At 70.8% G+C, this 15,580-nt stretch carries 12 protein-coding genes; 2 read left to right on the top strand and 10 right to left on the bottom strand.

Features of this window, described 5'->3' with window-relative positions:
* Positions 1 to 7: 7 nt before the first annotated feature.
* The 3 genes from ABGB14_RS30610 to ABGB14_RS30600 are packed head-to-tail and all read right to left on the bottom strand — an operon-like array spanning position 8 to position 3,371.
* The gene (locus ABGB14_RS30610; protein WP_347647297.1) at positions 8 to 883 is read right to left on the bottom strand and encodes a PfkB family carbohydrate kinase; all 876 of its coding nucleotides are present in this window, start codon (positions 881 to 883) and stop codon (positions 8 to 10) included.
* A complete protein-coding gene (locus ABGB14_RS30605; RefSeq protein WP_347647296.1) occupies positions 880 to 1,905 on the bottom strand; it encodes a LacI family DNA-binding transcriptional regulator in 1,026 nt (341 codons plus the stop codon). The genes ABGB14_RS30610 and ABGB14_RS30605 overlap by 4 nt, the downstream gene beginning before the upstream one ends.
* Positions 1,902 to 3,371 (bottom strand): glycoside hydrolase family 13 protein, encoded by a 1,470-nt coding sequence (locus ABGB14_RS30600; RefSeq protein ID WP_347647295.1) that lies wholly within the window; start codon positions 3,369 to 3,371, stop codon positions 1,902 to 1,904. The genes ABGB14_RS30605 and ABGB14_RS30600 overlap by 4 nt, the downstream gene beginning before the upstream one ends.
* Before the next feature lie 230 nt (positions 3,372 to 3,601).
* Between ABGB14_RS30600 and ABGB14_RS30595 the strand changes: the two genes are divergently transcribed.
* Positions 3,602 to 4,882: an ATP-binding cassette domain-containing protein gene (locus tag ABGB14_RS30595; RefSeq protein ID WP_347647294.1), complete on the top strand. Its 1,281-nt coding sequence runs from the start codon at positions 3,602 to 3,604 to the stop codon at positions 4,880 to 4,882.
* A gap of 59 nt (positions 4,883 to 4,941) precedes the next feature.
* Here the strand turns inward: ABGB14_RS30595 and ABGB14_RS30590 are convergent, their stop codons facing one another.
* From ABGB14_RS30590 to ABGB14_RS30565, 6 genes are all read right to left on the bottom strand, one after another.
* On the bottom strand, positions 4,942 to 5,586 hold the full coding sequence (locus tag ABGB14_RS30590) for a Uma2 family endonuclease (protein WP_347647293.1): 645 nt from the start codon (positions 5,584 to 5,586) through the stop codon (positions 4,942 to 4,944).
* A 99-nt stretch (positions 5,587 to 5,685) separates the two neighbouring features.
* Positions 5,686 to 6,879: a hypothetical protein gene (locus ABGB14_RS30585; RefSeq protein ID WP_347647292.1), complete on the bottom strand. Its 1,194-nt coding sequence runs from the start codon at positions 6,877 to 6,879 to the stop codon at positions 5,686 to 5,688.
* 425 nt (positions 6,880 to 7,304) lie between these two features.
* Positions 7,305 to 8,618 (bottom strand): acyltransferase, encoded by a 1,314-nt coding sequence (locus ABGB14_RS30580; protein WP_347647291.1) that lies wholly within the window; start codon positions 8,616 to 8,618, stop codon positions 7,305 to 7,307.
* Positions 8,619 to 8,675: 57 nt separating this feature from the next.
* Complete coding sequence (locus ABGB14_RS30575; RefSeq protein ID WP_347647290.1) at positions 8,676 to 9,839, bottom strand: acyl-CoA dehydrogenase family protein; 1,164 nt, start codon at positions 9,837 to 9,839, stop codon at positions 8,676 to 8,678.
* A 36-nt stretch (positions 9,840 to 9,875) separates the two neighbouring features.
* Positions 9,876 to 10,388 (bottom strand): MaoC family dehydratase, encoded by a 513-nt coding sequence (locus ABGB14_RS30570; protein WP_347647289.1) that lies wholly within the window; start codon positions 10,386 to 10,388, stop codon positions 9,876 to 9,878.
* A gap of 50 nt (positions 10,389 to 10,438) precedes the next feature.
* Positions 10,439 to 11,062, bottom strand: coding sequence for an amino acid-binding protein (locus ABGB14_RS30565; protein WP_347647288.1), 624 nt, complete (start codon positions 11,060 to 11,062; stop codon positions 10,439 to 10,441).
* 202 nt (positions 11,063 to 11,264) lie between these two features.
* Here ABGB14_RS30565 and ABGB14_RS30560 point away from each other — a divergent pair, with 202 nt between their 5' ends.
* Entirely contained in the window at positions 11,265 to 12,344 is a 1,080-nt protein-coding gene (locus ABGB14_RS30560; protein ID WP_347647287.1) for a serine hydrolase domain-containing protein, read from the top strand.
* Positions 12,345 to 12,407: 63 nt separating this feature from the next.
* Here ABGB14_RS30560 and ABGB14_RS30555 read toward each other — a convergent pair whose 3' ends face one another.
* A complete protein-coding gene (locus ABGB14_RS30555) occupies positions 12,408 to 15,530 on the bottom strand; it encodes a cytochrome P450 (RefSeq protein ID WP_347647286.1) in 3,123 nt (1,040 codons plus the stop codon).
* Between the last annotated feature and the right edge of the window lie 50 nt (positions 15,531 to 15,580).

The raw sequence follows: 15,580 nt of genomic DNA, 5'->3' as shown, positions 1-15,580 counted from the left end.
TATCACATTACTGAGGAGCGGCTCTCGCGAGCAGCAGTGCCTCCGTGATCGGCGACTCGTGCGTGCCGGTGACCGTGCAGGCGTGCGCCCCGGCGATCGAGCCCAGCCGCACGCACTCCTCCAGCGGCCTGCCGTGCGCCGTGCCGTACAGGAAGCCGGAGACGAACGCGTCGCCCGCCCCGTTGCTGTCGGCCGCCGGGCCGGGCAGCGGCGCGGCCGGGAAGGCGCGCACGCCGGAGCCGCGCGTGAGGACGAGACAACCGCCGGCGCCGCGCGTGCACACGACCGTGTGAGCGCGCCCGTGCGCGATGAGGTCGCGCATGGCCGCGGCCGGATCCGGCAGGGCGGCCTCCGACATGAACACGAGGTCGGCGCGGTAGGCGAAGTCCTTGTGGTAGTCGGCGGCGCCGTCCCAGTCGTGCAGATCGGTGGAGATCGGGACGCCGTCGAAGTCGTCGAGGGCGTGGCGGCAGAAGTCCATGATCGACACGTGCACGTGCCGGGGGCGTACGTCCGCGTAGAGCTCGCGCGCCAGGCGCTCGCCCTGCGTGACCTTCGCGTCGTAGAACGAGGTGCGGCGGCCGTCGGGCCCCACGAGCAGGACGCTGCGCCGGGTGCCCGCCTCGGCGTGCCCCCAGCGGCACTCGACCGCGTCCAGCGCCCGGCGGACCAGCGCGCCCTGCGGGTCGTCACCGATCAGGTCGGCGAACGCGACTGCGAGGCCGAGCGCGTGGCAGCCCAGCGCCACGCCCGCGCCGGTGTTGCCGATCCGGTCGACGACCGGCGGCACCTGGTAGGTGTCGCGGTAGGGAAGCGGCAGCTCGGGCACGTAGACCGTCGTGTCGACCCCGGCGCCCCCGAGGACGAGGATGTCGCGGGTCACCGGTTGACCAGGGGGCCCGAGCCGGTGGAGCCGCGGACCACGAGCTCCGGCTGGAAGATCAGCTCGACGTGTCTGGCGGGGGCGCCGTTGACCTCTTCGAGCAGCGTCTGCACGGCCGCCGAGGCCATCGCGCCGATCGGCTTGCGCACGGTGGTCAGCGGCGGGTCGGTGAAAGCGATCAGCGGCGAGTCGTCGAACCCCACCACGGACACCTCACCCGGCACCGACAACCCCCTCTGCCGGCAGGCGCGGATCGCGCCCAGCGCCATCAGGTCGCTCGCGCACACGATGCCGGTGCAGCCGCGGGCCAGCAGTTGCGTGGCGGCCGCCTGCCCGCCCTCGACGGAGAACAGCGAGTGCGCGATCAGCTCGTCGACGTCGGAGGTGGCGAGCAGCTGCGCCATGGCCTGCTTGTAGCCCTCGATCTTCCTGATCACGGGGACGAACCGGTGGGGCCCCAGCGCGATGCCGATGCGCTCGTGGCCCAGGTCGACCAGGTGCTGGACGGCCAGCCGCGCGGCCAGGCGGTCGTCGGGCGAGATGAAGGGGGCGTCGATGTGCTCGCTGTAGCCGTCGACCAGCACGATCGGCAGCCCGCGATCGGTGAGGCGGGTGTATCGGTCCATCCGCGCGGTGGTGTCGGCGTGCAGGCCCGACACGAAGACGATCCCGCTGACCCCGCGATCCACGAGCAGCTCGGTGAACTCGTCCTCGGGGGCGCCGCCAGGAAGCTGCGTGCACAGCACCGGCGTGTAGCCGTGCTGGGTCAGCGCCTTCTCGATGGCCTGGGCGAACGCGGGGAAGATCGGATTGTCCAGCTCGGGCGTCACCAGGCCGATCAGCCCGTTGCTGCGCTGCCGCAGCCGGGGTGGCCGCTCGTAGCCCATGAGGTCGAGCGCCGTCATGACCGCCTGGCGGGTGGCGGCCGAGACGCCGGGTTTGCCGTTGAGCACCCGGCTGACCGTGGCCTCACTCACCCCGGCCTGGGCGGCGATGTCGGCTAGGCGAGCGTGACCGTTCATGCCTCACACTTTACTTTCCACCACGCCGCCGAATCGGCCGCGCCGGGGACGTCGGAGGCCAGCAGGAGCTCCCCGTCGACCTCGAAGTCCACGGGGTCCGCGGTGAGGTTGACCGTGCAGGCGAACGCGCCCCTGGAGAAGACCAGCGTGCCCGCGGGCGACTCGTGCCAGGTCAGCTCGCCGCGGAGGTCACGCCGCAGGCGCAGCGCCGTACGGTAGAGCTCCAGTGTCGAGCCGGCCACGCCCTGCTGGGCCTGCACGCTCAGCTCCCCCCACTCGTCGGGGATGGGCAACCACGGGAGCGTCCAGCCGGACTCGCGCGTCCACGGCATCGGGACGCGGCACCCGTCCCGGCCGCTGTCGGGGTCGCGCAGCCGCTGCGGGTCCTGGCACAGCTCCGGCGCCAGGTCGAGCACCTCCGGCAGGCCGAGCTCCTCGCCCTGGTAGACGTACGCCGAGCCGGGCAGGGCGAGCGTGAGCAGCGCGGCGGCGCGGGCTCTCGCCAGGCTGCCGTAGCGGGTGACGTGCCGCTTGACGTCGTGGTTCGACAGCACCCAGGTGGTGGGGGCGCCGACGGAGCCGGCCGTGGCCAGCGAGGAGTCGATCACCTCGCGCAGCTCGGCCGCGTCCCAGGGGGCGAACAGGTAGTGGAAGTTGAACGCCTGGTGCAGCTCGTCCCGGCGGACGTACCGGGCCAGCCGCTCGGGTGTGGGGGCCCACGCCTCGGCCACGCCGATCCGCTCGCCGGGGTAGGAGTCCAGCACGCGCCGCCACGAACGGTGGATCTCGTGGACGCCGTCGTTGTCGAAGAACGGCACCGGCTCCCTGCCCACCATCGTGGCCTGGTTGCCGCGGCCGATGTCGGGCAGCCCTTCCGGCTTGACCATGCCGTGCGCCACGTCCACCCGGAAGCCGTCGACGCCGAGGTCGAGCCAGAACCGCAGGATCGACTCGAACTCCCCGCGCACCTCGTCGTTGTCCCAGTTGAGGTCGGGCTGGGCGGGGTCGAACAGGTGAAGGTACCACTGCCCGTCCTCGACCCGCGTCCACGCCGGACCGCCGAAGATCGACTCCCAGTCGTTCGGCCGGTCGCGGAAGATGTAGCGGTCTCGGCCCTCGCCGCGCAGCGCCTGCTGGAACCAGGGGTGGGCCGAGGAGGTGTGGTTGGGGACGACGTCGACGATCACCCGCATCCCGAGGGCGTGCACCTCGTCGATGAGCGCCTTCGCGTCCGCGAGCGTCCCGAACAGCGGGTCGACGTCGCGGTAGTCGGCCACGTCGTAGCCGAAGTCGGCCATCGGCGAGGTGTAGAACGGGGTCAGCCAGACGGCGTCGACGCCGAGCCCGGCCAGATACGGCAGGCGATCGCGAACGCCGATCAGGTCGCCGACTCCGTCACCGTTGCCGTCGGCGAAGCTGCGTACGTAAACCTGGTAGATCACGGCGTCGCGCCACCATGCGGTCATAGTCTCCCCCGGTACGTTTCGACCATGAAAGCTCTTTCCGCAAGTTTGCGCAAGCCCTTCCACACCCCTAATAACCGGAAATCAATGCCTACGGATGCCCATAACCCCCGACCGAAACGCAACTGAACGAGATTCTTTACATCAAGGGTGGACATGTACCGTTAAGGCGCGATGTACTACCTCATCAATCAGCCCCCGTCACAGGTGACACGCGCGCAAGGTGTGGGCCCATGAGCTCGGTCGTTCTCGACAAAGTGACCAAGGTGTATCCGGGCGACTACCTCGCAGTCGACCGCCTCAGCCTGCAGGCGGAAGCCGGCGAGTTTCTCGTCCTGCTCGGCCCTTCCGGGTGCGGGAAGTCCACGCTGCTGCGCATGATCGCCGGCCTGGAGGAAATCACCGAAGGCGAGCTCTGGCTCGACGGCCAGATGGCCAACCATCTGGCCCCGCGCGATCGTGACGTCGCCATGGTGTTCCAGAACGGCGCCTTATATCCGCACAGGACCGTACGCGGCAACATCGCCTTTCCCCTGGAGATCGCCAAGGCGGACCCGGGAATGGTGCGCGAGCGCGTCACCGAACTCTCCAAGGCCCTGCACATCGACGAGACGCTCGAGCGCCGCCCCGGCACCCTCTCCGGCGGCCAGCGGCAACGCGTCGCGATGGGCCGGGCCATCGTCCGCCAGCCCAAGCTGTTCCTCATGGACGAGCCCCTGTCGAACCTCGACGCGGGCATGCGCACCGAACTGCGCATGGAGATCTCGGCCCTGGTCAGATCGCTCGGCGTCACCACCATCTACGTGACCCACGACCAGGTCGAGGCGCTGACCCTGGCCGACAGGATCGCCATCCTCAACCGCGGCGTCCTCCAGGACGTCGGCACCCCGGCCCAGATTTACAACGATCCAGCCACAGCCTTCGTGGCGGCCTTCCTCAACTCCCAGCAGCTCAACCTGTTGGCGGCCAACGTCAGGACACCGCAGAACCAGTACGTCATGCTCGACTTCGGCCCGCACCGGCTGACCATGCCGTGGAGCGATCCCAGGGCGTACGCGATCTCCCAGCACACGGGCGGGCAGGTCCTGGTCGGCCTGCGCCCCGACGGGCTGGCGCCGGTGCCGGAGACGTACGACGGGCCCTCGTTCTACGGGCGGGTGCGGGCGCTGGAATATCACGGGCACGAGTGGCTCGCCTACCTCGAGTCGGGGATGTCGTTCGCGCCGGTGCCCGAGCCGCCGGACCCCGCCCGGCGCGTCAACGGCTCGAAGAACGGATCAGGAAGGCTGACAGGGCTGGTGAAGCGGCTGTTCTCGCAGCAGGAGCAGCACCAGGAGCAGGAGCGGGTGGGGCAGCACCCCAACAGCGGCATCCACCGCCGTTCCGACCTCATCGTCCGGCTGGGCAACCGTCCCGTCTGGCGTGCCGGCGACCCCGCCAAGGTGGGCGTCGACCTCAGCCGTGTCATGATCTTCACCCTGGACGGCGCCCGCATCGACCCCCCACGACGCTAGCCCGCTCCGGCGGGCATGCGAGAGTCCGCGCGCTGACCGCCGGGACCTGTCGGCCGAAGCTATCGTGGCCCGGCGAGGATGGCGGGGTCGAAGGAGACGGGAAACGGCTCGCTGATCGTCAGCGTGTCGCCCGCCTTGGCCTCCGCTGCCAACTCGTAACCCTGGCTTGCCAGACGGAAAACCTCGACGCGAGGTGCCCCGTCACCCAGAAGCTCCACTCTCATGAAGACGGGGATGCCTCCTGCGGCGTATTTGGGCGGCTTGACGTCGTAGTCGCGGCGGTGGCTGCCCCTGCCAGGGCTGACGATCTCCACGACGCAGACGACGTCGTCAGCCGCGAGTTTGGCCACCCCGGCCAGCATCGCCTCGGCGTGCCCCACCACGATGTCGGGGATCAACCCGTCGTCACCGATCTCGAGATTTCCCGTCTCAACGACCTCGTAGCCCCCGGTGCGGGCGTCATCAAGGATGCGGACGAGGCGTTTCGCCGCAATCGCGTGATTGTAGCCGGGCATGGGACTCACGACGTAACTCCCGTCGATCAACTCGATCCGCTCCCCTGTCTCAGGAAGCTTGAGCCAGTCCTCGACGGTGTAATCTTCGCCGGTCGGCGGCAGGGAGAACAGCCGCGCACGCCGGGGAGGCGAATGGGACTCGAGCCAGCCGTCCGCAGGCAGTGCGGTCATGTCCTCATCACCTTCCATGGTTTCGAGTCTCGCACGCACGTAGCACAGCGCCAAGCGTGGTCGAACAATCACCCGGAGTGACGAAGTCACCTTACCGTGCCTTTACCTGCCGCGTCATCACGACGCGGAGGTCCAGCGGGGGCCGCCGGGGGTGTCCTCCACGACCACGCCTCCTTCGAGCAGCGCCGAGCGCAGCGAGTCGGCGAGCTCGTAACGTCCCTCGTCGCGCAGCCTGGCGCGGAGCGCGATCAGCGGCTCCACCACGGCGCCCAGCCCCAGGGAGCGCAGGCGAGCCGTCGAGGCCGGCTCGCCGAGCCGGGCGATGAGCAGCCGCATCAGCTCCCTGGCCTGGTCGACCCCGCCGGAGTCCTCCTCGGTGTCGGCGGCCCACCTGACGATCTCGGTCTCCAGGTCGAGGACGGCCTGCGCGGCCACCACCATGTCGGGTTCTGTCACGGCGGCGTTGAAACGTTTCTCGCAGGCGCGCGCGGTCTCCTCCAGCGTCGCCCCGGCGGGCGCGGGCTCGGCCCCGGGCGCGGGCTCGGCCGGCCGGGAGACGGTGGCGCGGCCCTCGGCCAGGCGGCGGAGCTCGGCGAGGTCGGTGCGCGTCCCCGCGGCCAGGACGGCCTGTGAGCCCGGCCGCCGGACGGTCAGGCCGCCGCGGCCCGCCACGTGCGCGGACTCATCGTCCAGGTCGATGACGAGCGCCGTGTGCTCGTCGAGGCCGAGCACCGCCGTGCCGGGCGGCAGTTCGCGCTCCATGCGCGAGAGCCGCCGCTCGCCGAGATAGCAGTAGCGGGTGTCGTGGGTGCCGCCCTCGGCGTTGTCGAAGTGGGGGATCACCACGACCCGCAGGCCGAGCGGCTCCAGCAGGTCGAGCCCCGCACGCCAGTGGGGCTCTGCGCCTGCCTTGTAGATCTCGTAGACCGGCACGGTGGCCAGGCCCGCGGTGCAGGCCGCCGCCGAGGCCAGCACGGTCACCCCCTGGCGGGCGCGTACGCGCGCCCGCAGGTCTCCGGCCACCCCCGAGGCGGCCCACCGGTCGAGCGCGTAGGTGGGACTGCCGGGGCCGGAGAACACCCAGTCGGCCCCGGTGACGCCGGCCGCCACCTCGACGTCCAGGCCGACGCTGCGGGCGAAGTAGCGTCGGGCGCGGGCGGAGATGTCGGCGCGGTTCTCCTGGAAGGCGTACGGGGTGTCGAGCAGGACGGCCCGCGGCCCCGCGCGCAGGGTACGCGCCGCGGCGCGGTGGATCTCGACCATGGTCGGGCTCGTCTCCCCCGACCCCATCAGCACCAGCGAACCGGGCATGCCTGTCGGCCTCTCTCTCGCACCTCATCGACTCCAGCCGGAACGGCCGAGCTGTTCAAGAGCGGGACGCATATGCGCATGTGACGCATCTGCACGTGGATGGCAGTAAGTTGGTGGCGGTGACGGGAAGACACATGGTCTCGGTTGAGACGCTCATGCTCCGGGTGGGCTCTGACGATCGCTGGTCCTACCGGCATGCACGTACCCAGCCGGAGCACGGCGAAAGCCCTGACGAGGCCGCCCGGCGGATCAGCGGGGTCACCGCCGCCGATCCGGCCACCGTCGTGCACTCCACGAGCTGGCGCTACGACCCCGCCGGCGAGATCATCCTGACGTACGCGGTGTGCCCCGATCCGGAGCCGTGGCTGCCCGCGGCCGAGCTGCCCGTGCTGGAGATCGCCCGGGGCCGGGCGCCCGCGACGCCGTCACCTGAGCGCGTCGCTCTGGCCCACGTGGTCGCGCACGCCGTCAGGCACCTGGCCCTCCTCCTCGCCGAGGACGCCGTCGTCGCGCGCGCGCTCCGGCTGCGCCCGGAGATCGCCCGGGCTCTCGAGCCGGTCGCCGCCCCTGCCTGAGAGGCGCCGGCCGAGCTCCTGCATGGGCTTCTCGACGAAGCGGTAGGTCAGCGCGCTGCCGGCCAGGATCAGGGCCAGGACCAGCACGGTCATGCCGATCTGCACCGGCAGCGCCGCCTTGCGCAGGTCGCCGGTGACCGCCACGAAGTACTTCAGCAGCGGGTGGTGCACCAGGTAGAGCGAGTAGCTGATCATCCCGAGCCAGGTGAGCACCTTGGGCAGCCGCCGCCCGCGCAGCGCCATGCCGCCCGCGAACGTGAGACCGGTCAGCACGATCGTGGTCAGCCACACGTCACCCTGCACCCACCACCAGCCGCTGGTCACGGCCCACAGGGGCGCCATCACGACCAGTGCCGTGGTGACCGCCACCGGCCACAGCCGCCCGTCGCCGCGCTCCCAGCGGTGGATGGCCGTGCCCGCGAACATCACCGCGACCACCGCCACCCCCAGCCACGGGACCCGGCTGCTCAGCAGCAGCAACAGCAGCGCCATCACCCCGAGCACGCAGGCGGCGGTGGTGCGGAACCGACCCGTGACGACGCACGCCAGCCCGACGGCGAACACCGCGCACGACACGTACGCCGGCCAGACGCCCGCCATGGCCGCCCCCGACGTCACCAGTCCGACCACGACGGCGCCGGCCGCGAACACCATCGCCAGCAGCCCGCTGTGACCGTGACCCCTCAGCAGGAAGAGCGCCGTGACCAGCAGGTAGAACACCATCTCGTACGACAACGTCCACATCGTGTCGGCGATGCCTCCGACGCCGACGACGTCGAGCAGCATGGTCGCGTGTGCGGCGACCGCGCTCGCGTCGCGGGGGACGGCCTCGCGCACCGGCACCCACCAGGCGAGGGCCAGCACCACGACGATCACGCTGAGGTAGAGGGGGTAGAGCCGGAAGAACCGGCTGAACCAGAACGTGCGCACGTCGCCGTGGCGTTCGAGGGAGACGGGGATGATGTAGCCGCTGACCAGGAAGAACACCAGGATGCCGTAGACACCGATGTTGAAGAAGTAGGGCCGGATCTGGGGGATGAACCAGGGCAGCATGTGCTCGGCCACCACCGCCATCGCACCTATGCCCCTCAGGGCGTCCAGCCAGGCGAGCCGGGTGGAGGGAAGCGGGTGAGGGGGCGCGGAGGCGGGGGCGGCTGCAGACACCCGCACCAACATACCCGTATCAGCCCAAGAGATGCGCCCGCGGGACGCTTCCCTGGATCACCAGCCGAGGCGGCCCTTGCCGGAGACGAGCGCGCGGGCGATCACCATGCGCTGGATGTCGTTGGTGCCCTCCCCGATCGCCATCAGCGGCGCGTCCCGGTAGAGCCGTTCGACGACGAACTCCTGCGAGTAGCCGTACCCGCCGTGGATCCGCATCGACTCCAGCGAGGCCTTCAGCGCCACCTCCGAGGCGAAGTACTTCGCCATCCCCGCCTCCATGTCCACCCGCTCCCCCCTGTCGGCCCGCGCGGCCGACCAGTAGGTGAGCAGGCGGGCGGCCTGGATCTCGGTGGCCATGTCGGCGAGCTTGAGCTGGATGGCCTGGAAGTCCGCGATCGGCTGCCCGAAGGCCGTCCGCTCCCGGGCGTAGGCGAGCGCCGCGTCGTAGGCCGCCTGGGCGACGCCGACGGCACGGGCCGCGATGTTGACGCGGCCGATCTCCAGCCCGCCGAGCACCTGCTGCATCCCGCGCCCTTCGACGCCTCCGAGCAGGCAGGACACCGGCACGCGCACCGCGTCGAGCACCACCTCGCACGTCTCGGTGCCCTTGTAGCCGAGCTTCGGCAGGTCGCGGCTGACGCTGAAGCCCTCCGCTGAGGGGTCGACGAGCAGCACCGACATGCCCCTGTGGGCGGGCTCCTCGATCGAGGTCTTGACGAGCACGGGCAGCGGGTCGGCGTGGCGGGCGTTGGTGATCCACGTCTTGGTGCCGGTCACGACGTAGTGGTCGCCGTCGCGCACGGCACGCGTCTGGATGCCCTGCAGGTCGGTGCCCGCGCCCGGCTCGGTGAGCGCGATCGCGGTGCGGCGGACGCCGCCGGCCAAGTCAGCCAGGTGGCGGCTCTTCTGCTCCTCGGTGCCGTGGCGGGCGATCATCCAGCAGGCCAGCGAATGGGAGCCGATGGTGCCCGCCACGCCCATCCAGCCGCGCGCGATCTCCTCGAAGACCAGGGCGAAGGAGACCATGTCGGCGCCCATCCCGCCGTACTCCTCGGGCACGCTGAGGCCGAACAGCCCCATCTGCTTCATCTTCTCGATGATCTCGGCCGGGTATCGGCCGGAGTGCTCCCACTCCATGGCCACCGGCTGGATCTCCTTGTCCACGAACGCCCGCAGGGTCTCGCGGAACGCCTTCTGCTCGTCCGTCAGCTCGAAGTCCATGGCTCTCGATCCGTCAAGGGGCCGTCGAAGGGGCCGTCAGAGAGGGCCGCTCCTGGCCCGCGGGAAGTAGTCCTTGTCGTGCGGCGCGCCGCGCTTGTAGACCATGACGGTGCGCGTCCACGACATGATCTCGTCGCCGTCCTGGTTGAGGCCGCGCGTGTAGCAGGTGACGATGCCCGCGTACGGGCGCGATCCCGACTCCCGTTTCGCGGTGACCTTCGACTCGGCGTAGACGGTGTCGCCCACGAACACGGGATGGGTGAGCCGGATGCCCTCCCAGCCGAGGTTCATGATCGCGGTCTGGCTGACGTCGATGACGGAGAGGCCGAGCACGATGGCCACGGTCAGGCCGGAGTTCACGATGATCTTGCCCGTGGGGGCCCTGGCGGCGAAGTGGGCGTTGAAGTGGTTCTGGTTGGTGTTCATGGTCAGGAGCGTGAACCAGGTGTTGTCGGCCTCGCTGATCGTGCGGCCCATGGGGTGCTGGTAGACGTCCCCGACGGTGAAGTCTTCGTAGTAGCGGCCGATGCTGGGCTCGTGAACGGTCAAGAGCGGCTCCTGTTCGCACCGATCACGTTAGTGACGAGGTGATCGCCCGGTCAATGACCCGCGCGTACGGACGTGGGCCGGGCGGCGAGCGTGGCGACCACGTCCACGATGCGCGCGGCGCGTTCGACCTCGGCGCGGTGGAACACCGGCCCGCCGGACCTGGCGACCACCACGTGCAGGCCCTGGGTGAGCACCGGGAGCAACATCAGCCGCAGCTCGCGGGCGTCGACGGTGATGGCCCGCGGCGGGCGCTCGGGCGGGTCGAACTCGGCGGGGGCGGCCAGCGAGGCGTGCCGCACGGCGCCGTCGGCCACGGCCACCGACCATTCCGCCCCGCACAGCCCGGGCAGCGCGTCCACCAGCGTGGCGAACCCTCGTGCGGGCTCGGCCGCGACGTGCATCAACAGGTCGTAGTCGGGGGCGGATCCCGGCATCTCCTTGGTCTGCCAGACCCCTTCCACGCGTACGCCGGGCATGGAGGACAGCCGCTCGCTCGCCTCGCACGGAGTGATCGGGCCCGGCCAGGAGACGGTGAAGTCGTCCACGGCGCGGCCGCACTCGCGTTCGAGCACGACGACCTGCAGGATGTCGGCTCCCAGCGCCCCCAGCGCCTTGGCGATCTGCCCCAGACCGCCTGGCCTGTCCGGAAGAGACACCCTCAGTCGCAGCAGCATCGCGCCCCCCTTTCCAGAGGCTCCCACAGTGCCGTGGAGAGATGTCGGGCATGTTCCACGGATGTGTCGCACATGCTGCGGTTTATATCCCAGCATGCAGCGTTAAGTCCGGATTGTCGATAAAGCGTATTGCGGTTTTCCGCAGGTCATCGTATGGCGGACCGCATGGCCGGGTCCTCCCCTGATTTCTACAGTCGTCCCCATGATTTCCCTGAAGATAGCCGCTCTTTCGCTCGTCCTGACCTCGCTCGCACCCGCGGACGACCGTCTCGCGTCACTCGAACGACAGCTCGACAACCTGGTGAAGGCCAAGGCCCTGTCGGCGGCCCTGGTCCGGGTCAGCGACAAGGGAAAGGACTGGACGGCCGCCGCCGGATACCGCGACGTGGTCTCGCGCAAACCGGCCGACCCCGAAGGCCATTTCCGCATCGGCAGCGTGACCAAGACGTTCGTGGCCACCGTCGTGCTGCAACTCGCCGACGAGGGCAAGCTGTCACTCGACGACCCGATCTCCAAGCACCTGCCCGGCGCGTTGCCCGAGGGCAGCCCGATCACGGTGCGGCAGGTGCTGAATCACACCAGCGGGCTGTTCGACTACGCGGGCGCGGGCATCCCCGGCTGGTCGGTGCGCGACTTCCGGCCGGTCGAGTCGCGCTACGACCAGACGCCGGAGGAACTGCTGGCGGTCGGGCTGTCCAAGCCGCCGTACTTCAAGCCGGGCAAGGGCTGGCGTTACTCCAACACGAACTACGTGGTGGCCGCCATGCTGATCGAGAAGCTGACAGGCGGCTCGTACGCCGACGCGATCACCGCCAGGATCCTGCGACCCCTCCGCCTGACCCGCACGTCCCTGCCGGGGCACCGCCAGTCGATGCCCAAGCCGCACGCCCGCGGCTACGCCGTCCACAAGGGCAAGGTGGTGGACGCCACCCGGATCAACCCGTCCCTGGAGTACGGCGCAGGCGAGATGATCTCGACCACGGCCGACCTGGCCCGCTTCCTCGACGCCCTGCTGGGCGGGAAGCTGACCAGCACGTCCGCGCTCAAGCAGATGCGCACCACGCAGCCGGTGGCCGACGGCATGGGGTACGGGCTCGGCCTGCAGAAGTTCGACCTGACGTGCGGCAAGAGCGTCCACGGCCACAGCGGCGGCGTCTTCGGCTACATCACGTACGCGCTGCGCTCGGACGACGGACGCACGCTCGTGATGTCCGGCAACCCCTACAGCGAGACGGCCTCCGCCGACGCCCTGCAGAAGGCCCTGGACACCGCGTTCTGCTGACCGAGGGCCTTCGGGAGCGTCGGCGCGCGGACGCGGAGCCGGAGCGCGCCACCGAGCCGGGGGTCAGGCGAAGACGTCCTGCTGGTAGCGCCCGCCCTCCTCCAGCGCGGCCAGCCACGCCGCGCCGTCGCGGCCGGTCGCCCGGCGGTGGACGTCCAGCAGCGCCTGCCGCACGGCCGGCGCCATCCGCAGGCCGTCGCCGCAGACGTAGACGTGGGCGCCCTGCTCCAGCAGCTCCCACACCTCGTCCGCGCGCGCGGCGATGGCGTCCTGCACGAACCGGTACGGATGCCCCGGCACTGCGGAGTACGCGGCGTGCACGGTCACCACGTCCGACGCGGCCCAGGCTGCCAGCTCGCCCGCGTACAGCTGGTCGTGGTCCGGATGGCGGCAGCCGGTGAACACCGTGGCCCGCCCGGTCGCACCGGTCAGCGCCCGCTCCTCCAGGAAGCCGCGCAGCGGCGCGAACCCGGTGCCGGGGCCGACGAGGATCACCGGCGTGGCCGGGTCCTCGGGCAGCCGGAACGGCGGCGCGGGGACCCGGACGTAGCCGTAGAAGACGTCGCCCTCCTTCAGCCCCGCCAGGTAGGCCGAGCACATGCCGTGGTAGGTGCCGGAGCCGGACCAGGCGGGCCCCTCGACCAGGCCGACGGTGAGCCGGACGAGGCCGGGATCGGCCAGCGGCGAGGAGGAGACCGAGTAGTAGCGCGGCCTGATCGGCCCGGCCATCTCCAGGAAGGCGGGGAGCGGCAGCTCGATCGCCGGGAAGCGGTCGAGCAGGGCAAGCGGGGAGACCCGCTTGGCGAGGATCTCGTCGGCGTAGCTCGCGGTGAGCTCGGCGATCTGGCCGCGGGTCCACGGGCAGCCGGTGTGCGCGGCCATCGCCTCCAGGTCGGACCTGGTGGCCACCTCCTGCAACTCGGCGAACTCGGTCAGCAGCAGGCCCGCCGTGACCGGCGTGCCGACGGGCAGGTGGGTGGCTCCGGCGGCGCGCAGCCGTACGACCCGGTCCCGGGGGACGCGCAGGCGGCCCAGCGCCCACTCCACCAGCTCGGGGTCGTTCTTGGCGAAGACGGCCACGTGGTCGCCCGCCGTGTACGTGACGCCCTCGGGCAGCCTGGCCACGATGGAGCGCACGCCGGGGCGGGGCGCCTCGATCGAGAAGTCCCAGAGTCCCGCGGGGTCGCCGGTCAGTTCCCCGGTCGAGACGACGGTCAGCGGGAAGGCCCGCTCGGACACGACCGCCGGCCGGACCTCGGTCTCGCTGAGCACCTCCATCTCGTAGCGGGGGCCGGCGCCCGCGGTGGGGGCGCTGTACTCGGCTGCCAGCGCCTCCCACAGCCGGGCCGTCCACGCCGACACGTCGCCGTCGAAGTCGCCGTCCGTGTCGGCCTCGCCGCGTTCGATCAGCGGCACGGCGCCCGCCGCCGTCAGCTTCTCGTACGCCCGCTTGGGGAACTCCTGGTACGTGGGCCACTGCGTGTTGCCGCAGCCCAGCACGGCCAGCCGCACCCCGGACATGTCGGGCAGCGACTCCAGGGCGTCGAAGCGCTGGGCGTTGTCGGGGGCCTTGCCGTTGTAAGAGGAGGCGACCACGACGAGCAGGCCCTCGCCCGGCGGCGTCAGCTCGTCCAGCGCCGTCAGCGTCGTGGCGAACCCGGCCCGCCCCGCCCGCTCGGCCAGGCGTTCGGCGAGGTCGGCGCTGGTGCCGAGGTTGGAGCCGTACGCGACGGTGAGGGGGACGCCGGTGACGGCGATCTCCTGCTGCTCGCTCTGCCGCTCCTGCGGAACGGCCACGACCGCCCGCTCGTGGGCGCGGCGCTCGCGGACCCTGAGCGTGAAGCCGTCCGGCTTGAGGGTGAGCGTCTGCTTGATCTTCATGCGGTAGACGCTCGGGTCGGACACGGCGAAGCGTCGCAGGATCAGCGCCAGGGCGAGCCTGGCCTCGGTGAGCGCGAACTGGCGGCCGATGCAGGCCCGCTCGCCGTTGCCGAACGGCTTGTACGCCGCCGGGTGGTGGTCCTTCTTCTGCTCGGGCAGCCAGCGGTCGATGTCGAACTCGCCGGGCCGGTCCCACGCCTTGGGGTGGCGGTGCAAGGCCGGCAGCAGCACGCCGGCCCTGGCGCCCTCGGGCAGGGTGTAGTCGCCGATCGTGGTGTTCTCGGCCGTGTTCCCGATCGGGCTCACGGCGAACAGCGGGATCGGCGACCAGACGCGCAGCGTCTCCTCCAGGACGCGGGGGATCACGTCGAGCTTCATGATCGTCTCGTAGGAGGGCGGCTCGTCGTCCGGCAGCAGCCGGTCCACCTCCTCGTACGCGCGGGCCAGGGTGTGGGGCTCGCGCAGGAGGTTGTACAGGGCGAAGGAGAGCAGGCCGCTGGTCGTCTCGTGCCCGGCGATCAGGAAGGTGAGGACCTGGTCGCGGATGTTCTCGTCGGACAGGCGGGCGCCGCTGCGCGGGTCGGACGCCTCCAGCATGAGCCCGAGCAGGTCCTTCCAGCCCGCCGAACTCCCGGAACGGCGCTGACTGATCACGTCGTCGACGAGCTCCTGCATGGTGGCGATGTCGCGGCGGTAGGCCTCCTCGCGCCTGCGCTGCAGCTTGGTGACGAACGGGAGCTGCTGGTTGCGCAGCATGGCCTCGGTCAGCGCGCCGCCCATGGCCGTGAGGAACGGGTGCAGCTCGGGCGAGTCGAACGAGTGGAAGCGGTAGCCGAAGCCGGTGAGCGAGATCGTGTCCAGGGTGAGCCTGGTCATGTCGTCGGCGACGGGCAGGTCCTCCCCCTGGCGGCCGGCCCACGACGCGACGAGCTGCTCGGCGACCTCGAGCATCTGCGGGTAGTACGCCTTCATCGAGCGCTGGCTGAAGGCCGGCATCAGGATGCGGTGCGCCTGTCCCCAGACGGGCTCGTCCCGGTCGGCGGTGAACAGCCCGTCGCCGGCGAAGTCGCGCACGATCGACAGCGGCGGCCCGATGCGCTTGACGAACCGGCTCTCGTCGCACACCTCCGCGACGAGATCCGGGTCGTACACGAGAACGAGCGTGCGACCGGCGATCTCGAGCTGGAAGATGCCCTCGTCGTACCGGGAGGCGACCTTGACGAAGTGCTCCACCGGCGAGTGCGAGGGGATCTGCAGCGTGTTGCCCACGACGGGCAGGCCCGGCGGGGCGGGGATGCGTGCCATGAGAGAGCTCCCTTGAGTAGCCATACACCGTATGGCGGACGCTACCATAC

The sequence above is a fragment of the Nonomuraea sp. B10E15 genome, from assembly GCF_039871615.1.
Taxonomy (GTDB): Bacteria; Actinomycetota; Actinomycetes; order Streptosporangiales; family Streptosporangiaceae; genus Nonomuraea.
Note: the sequence above shows the minus strand (reverse complement) of the source record. Positions and strands in the feature narration are given on the sequence as shown.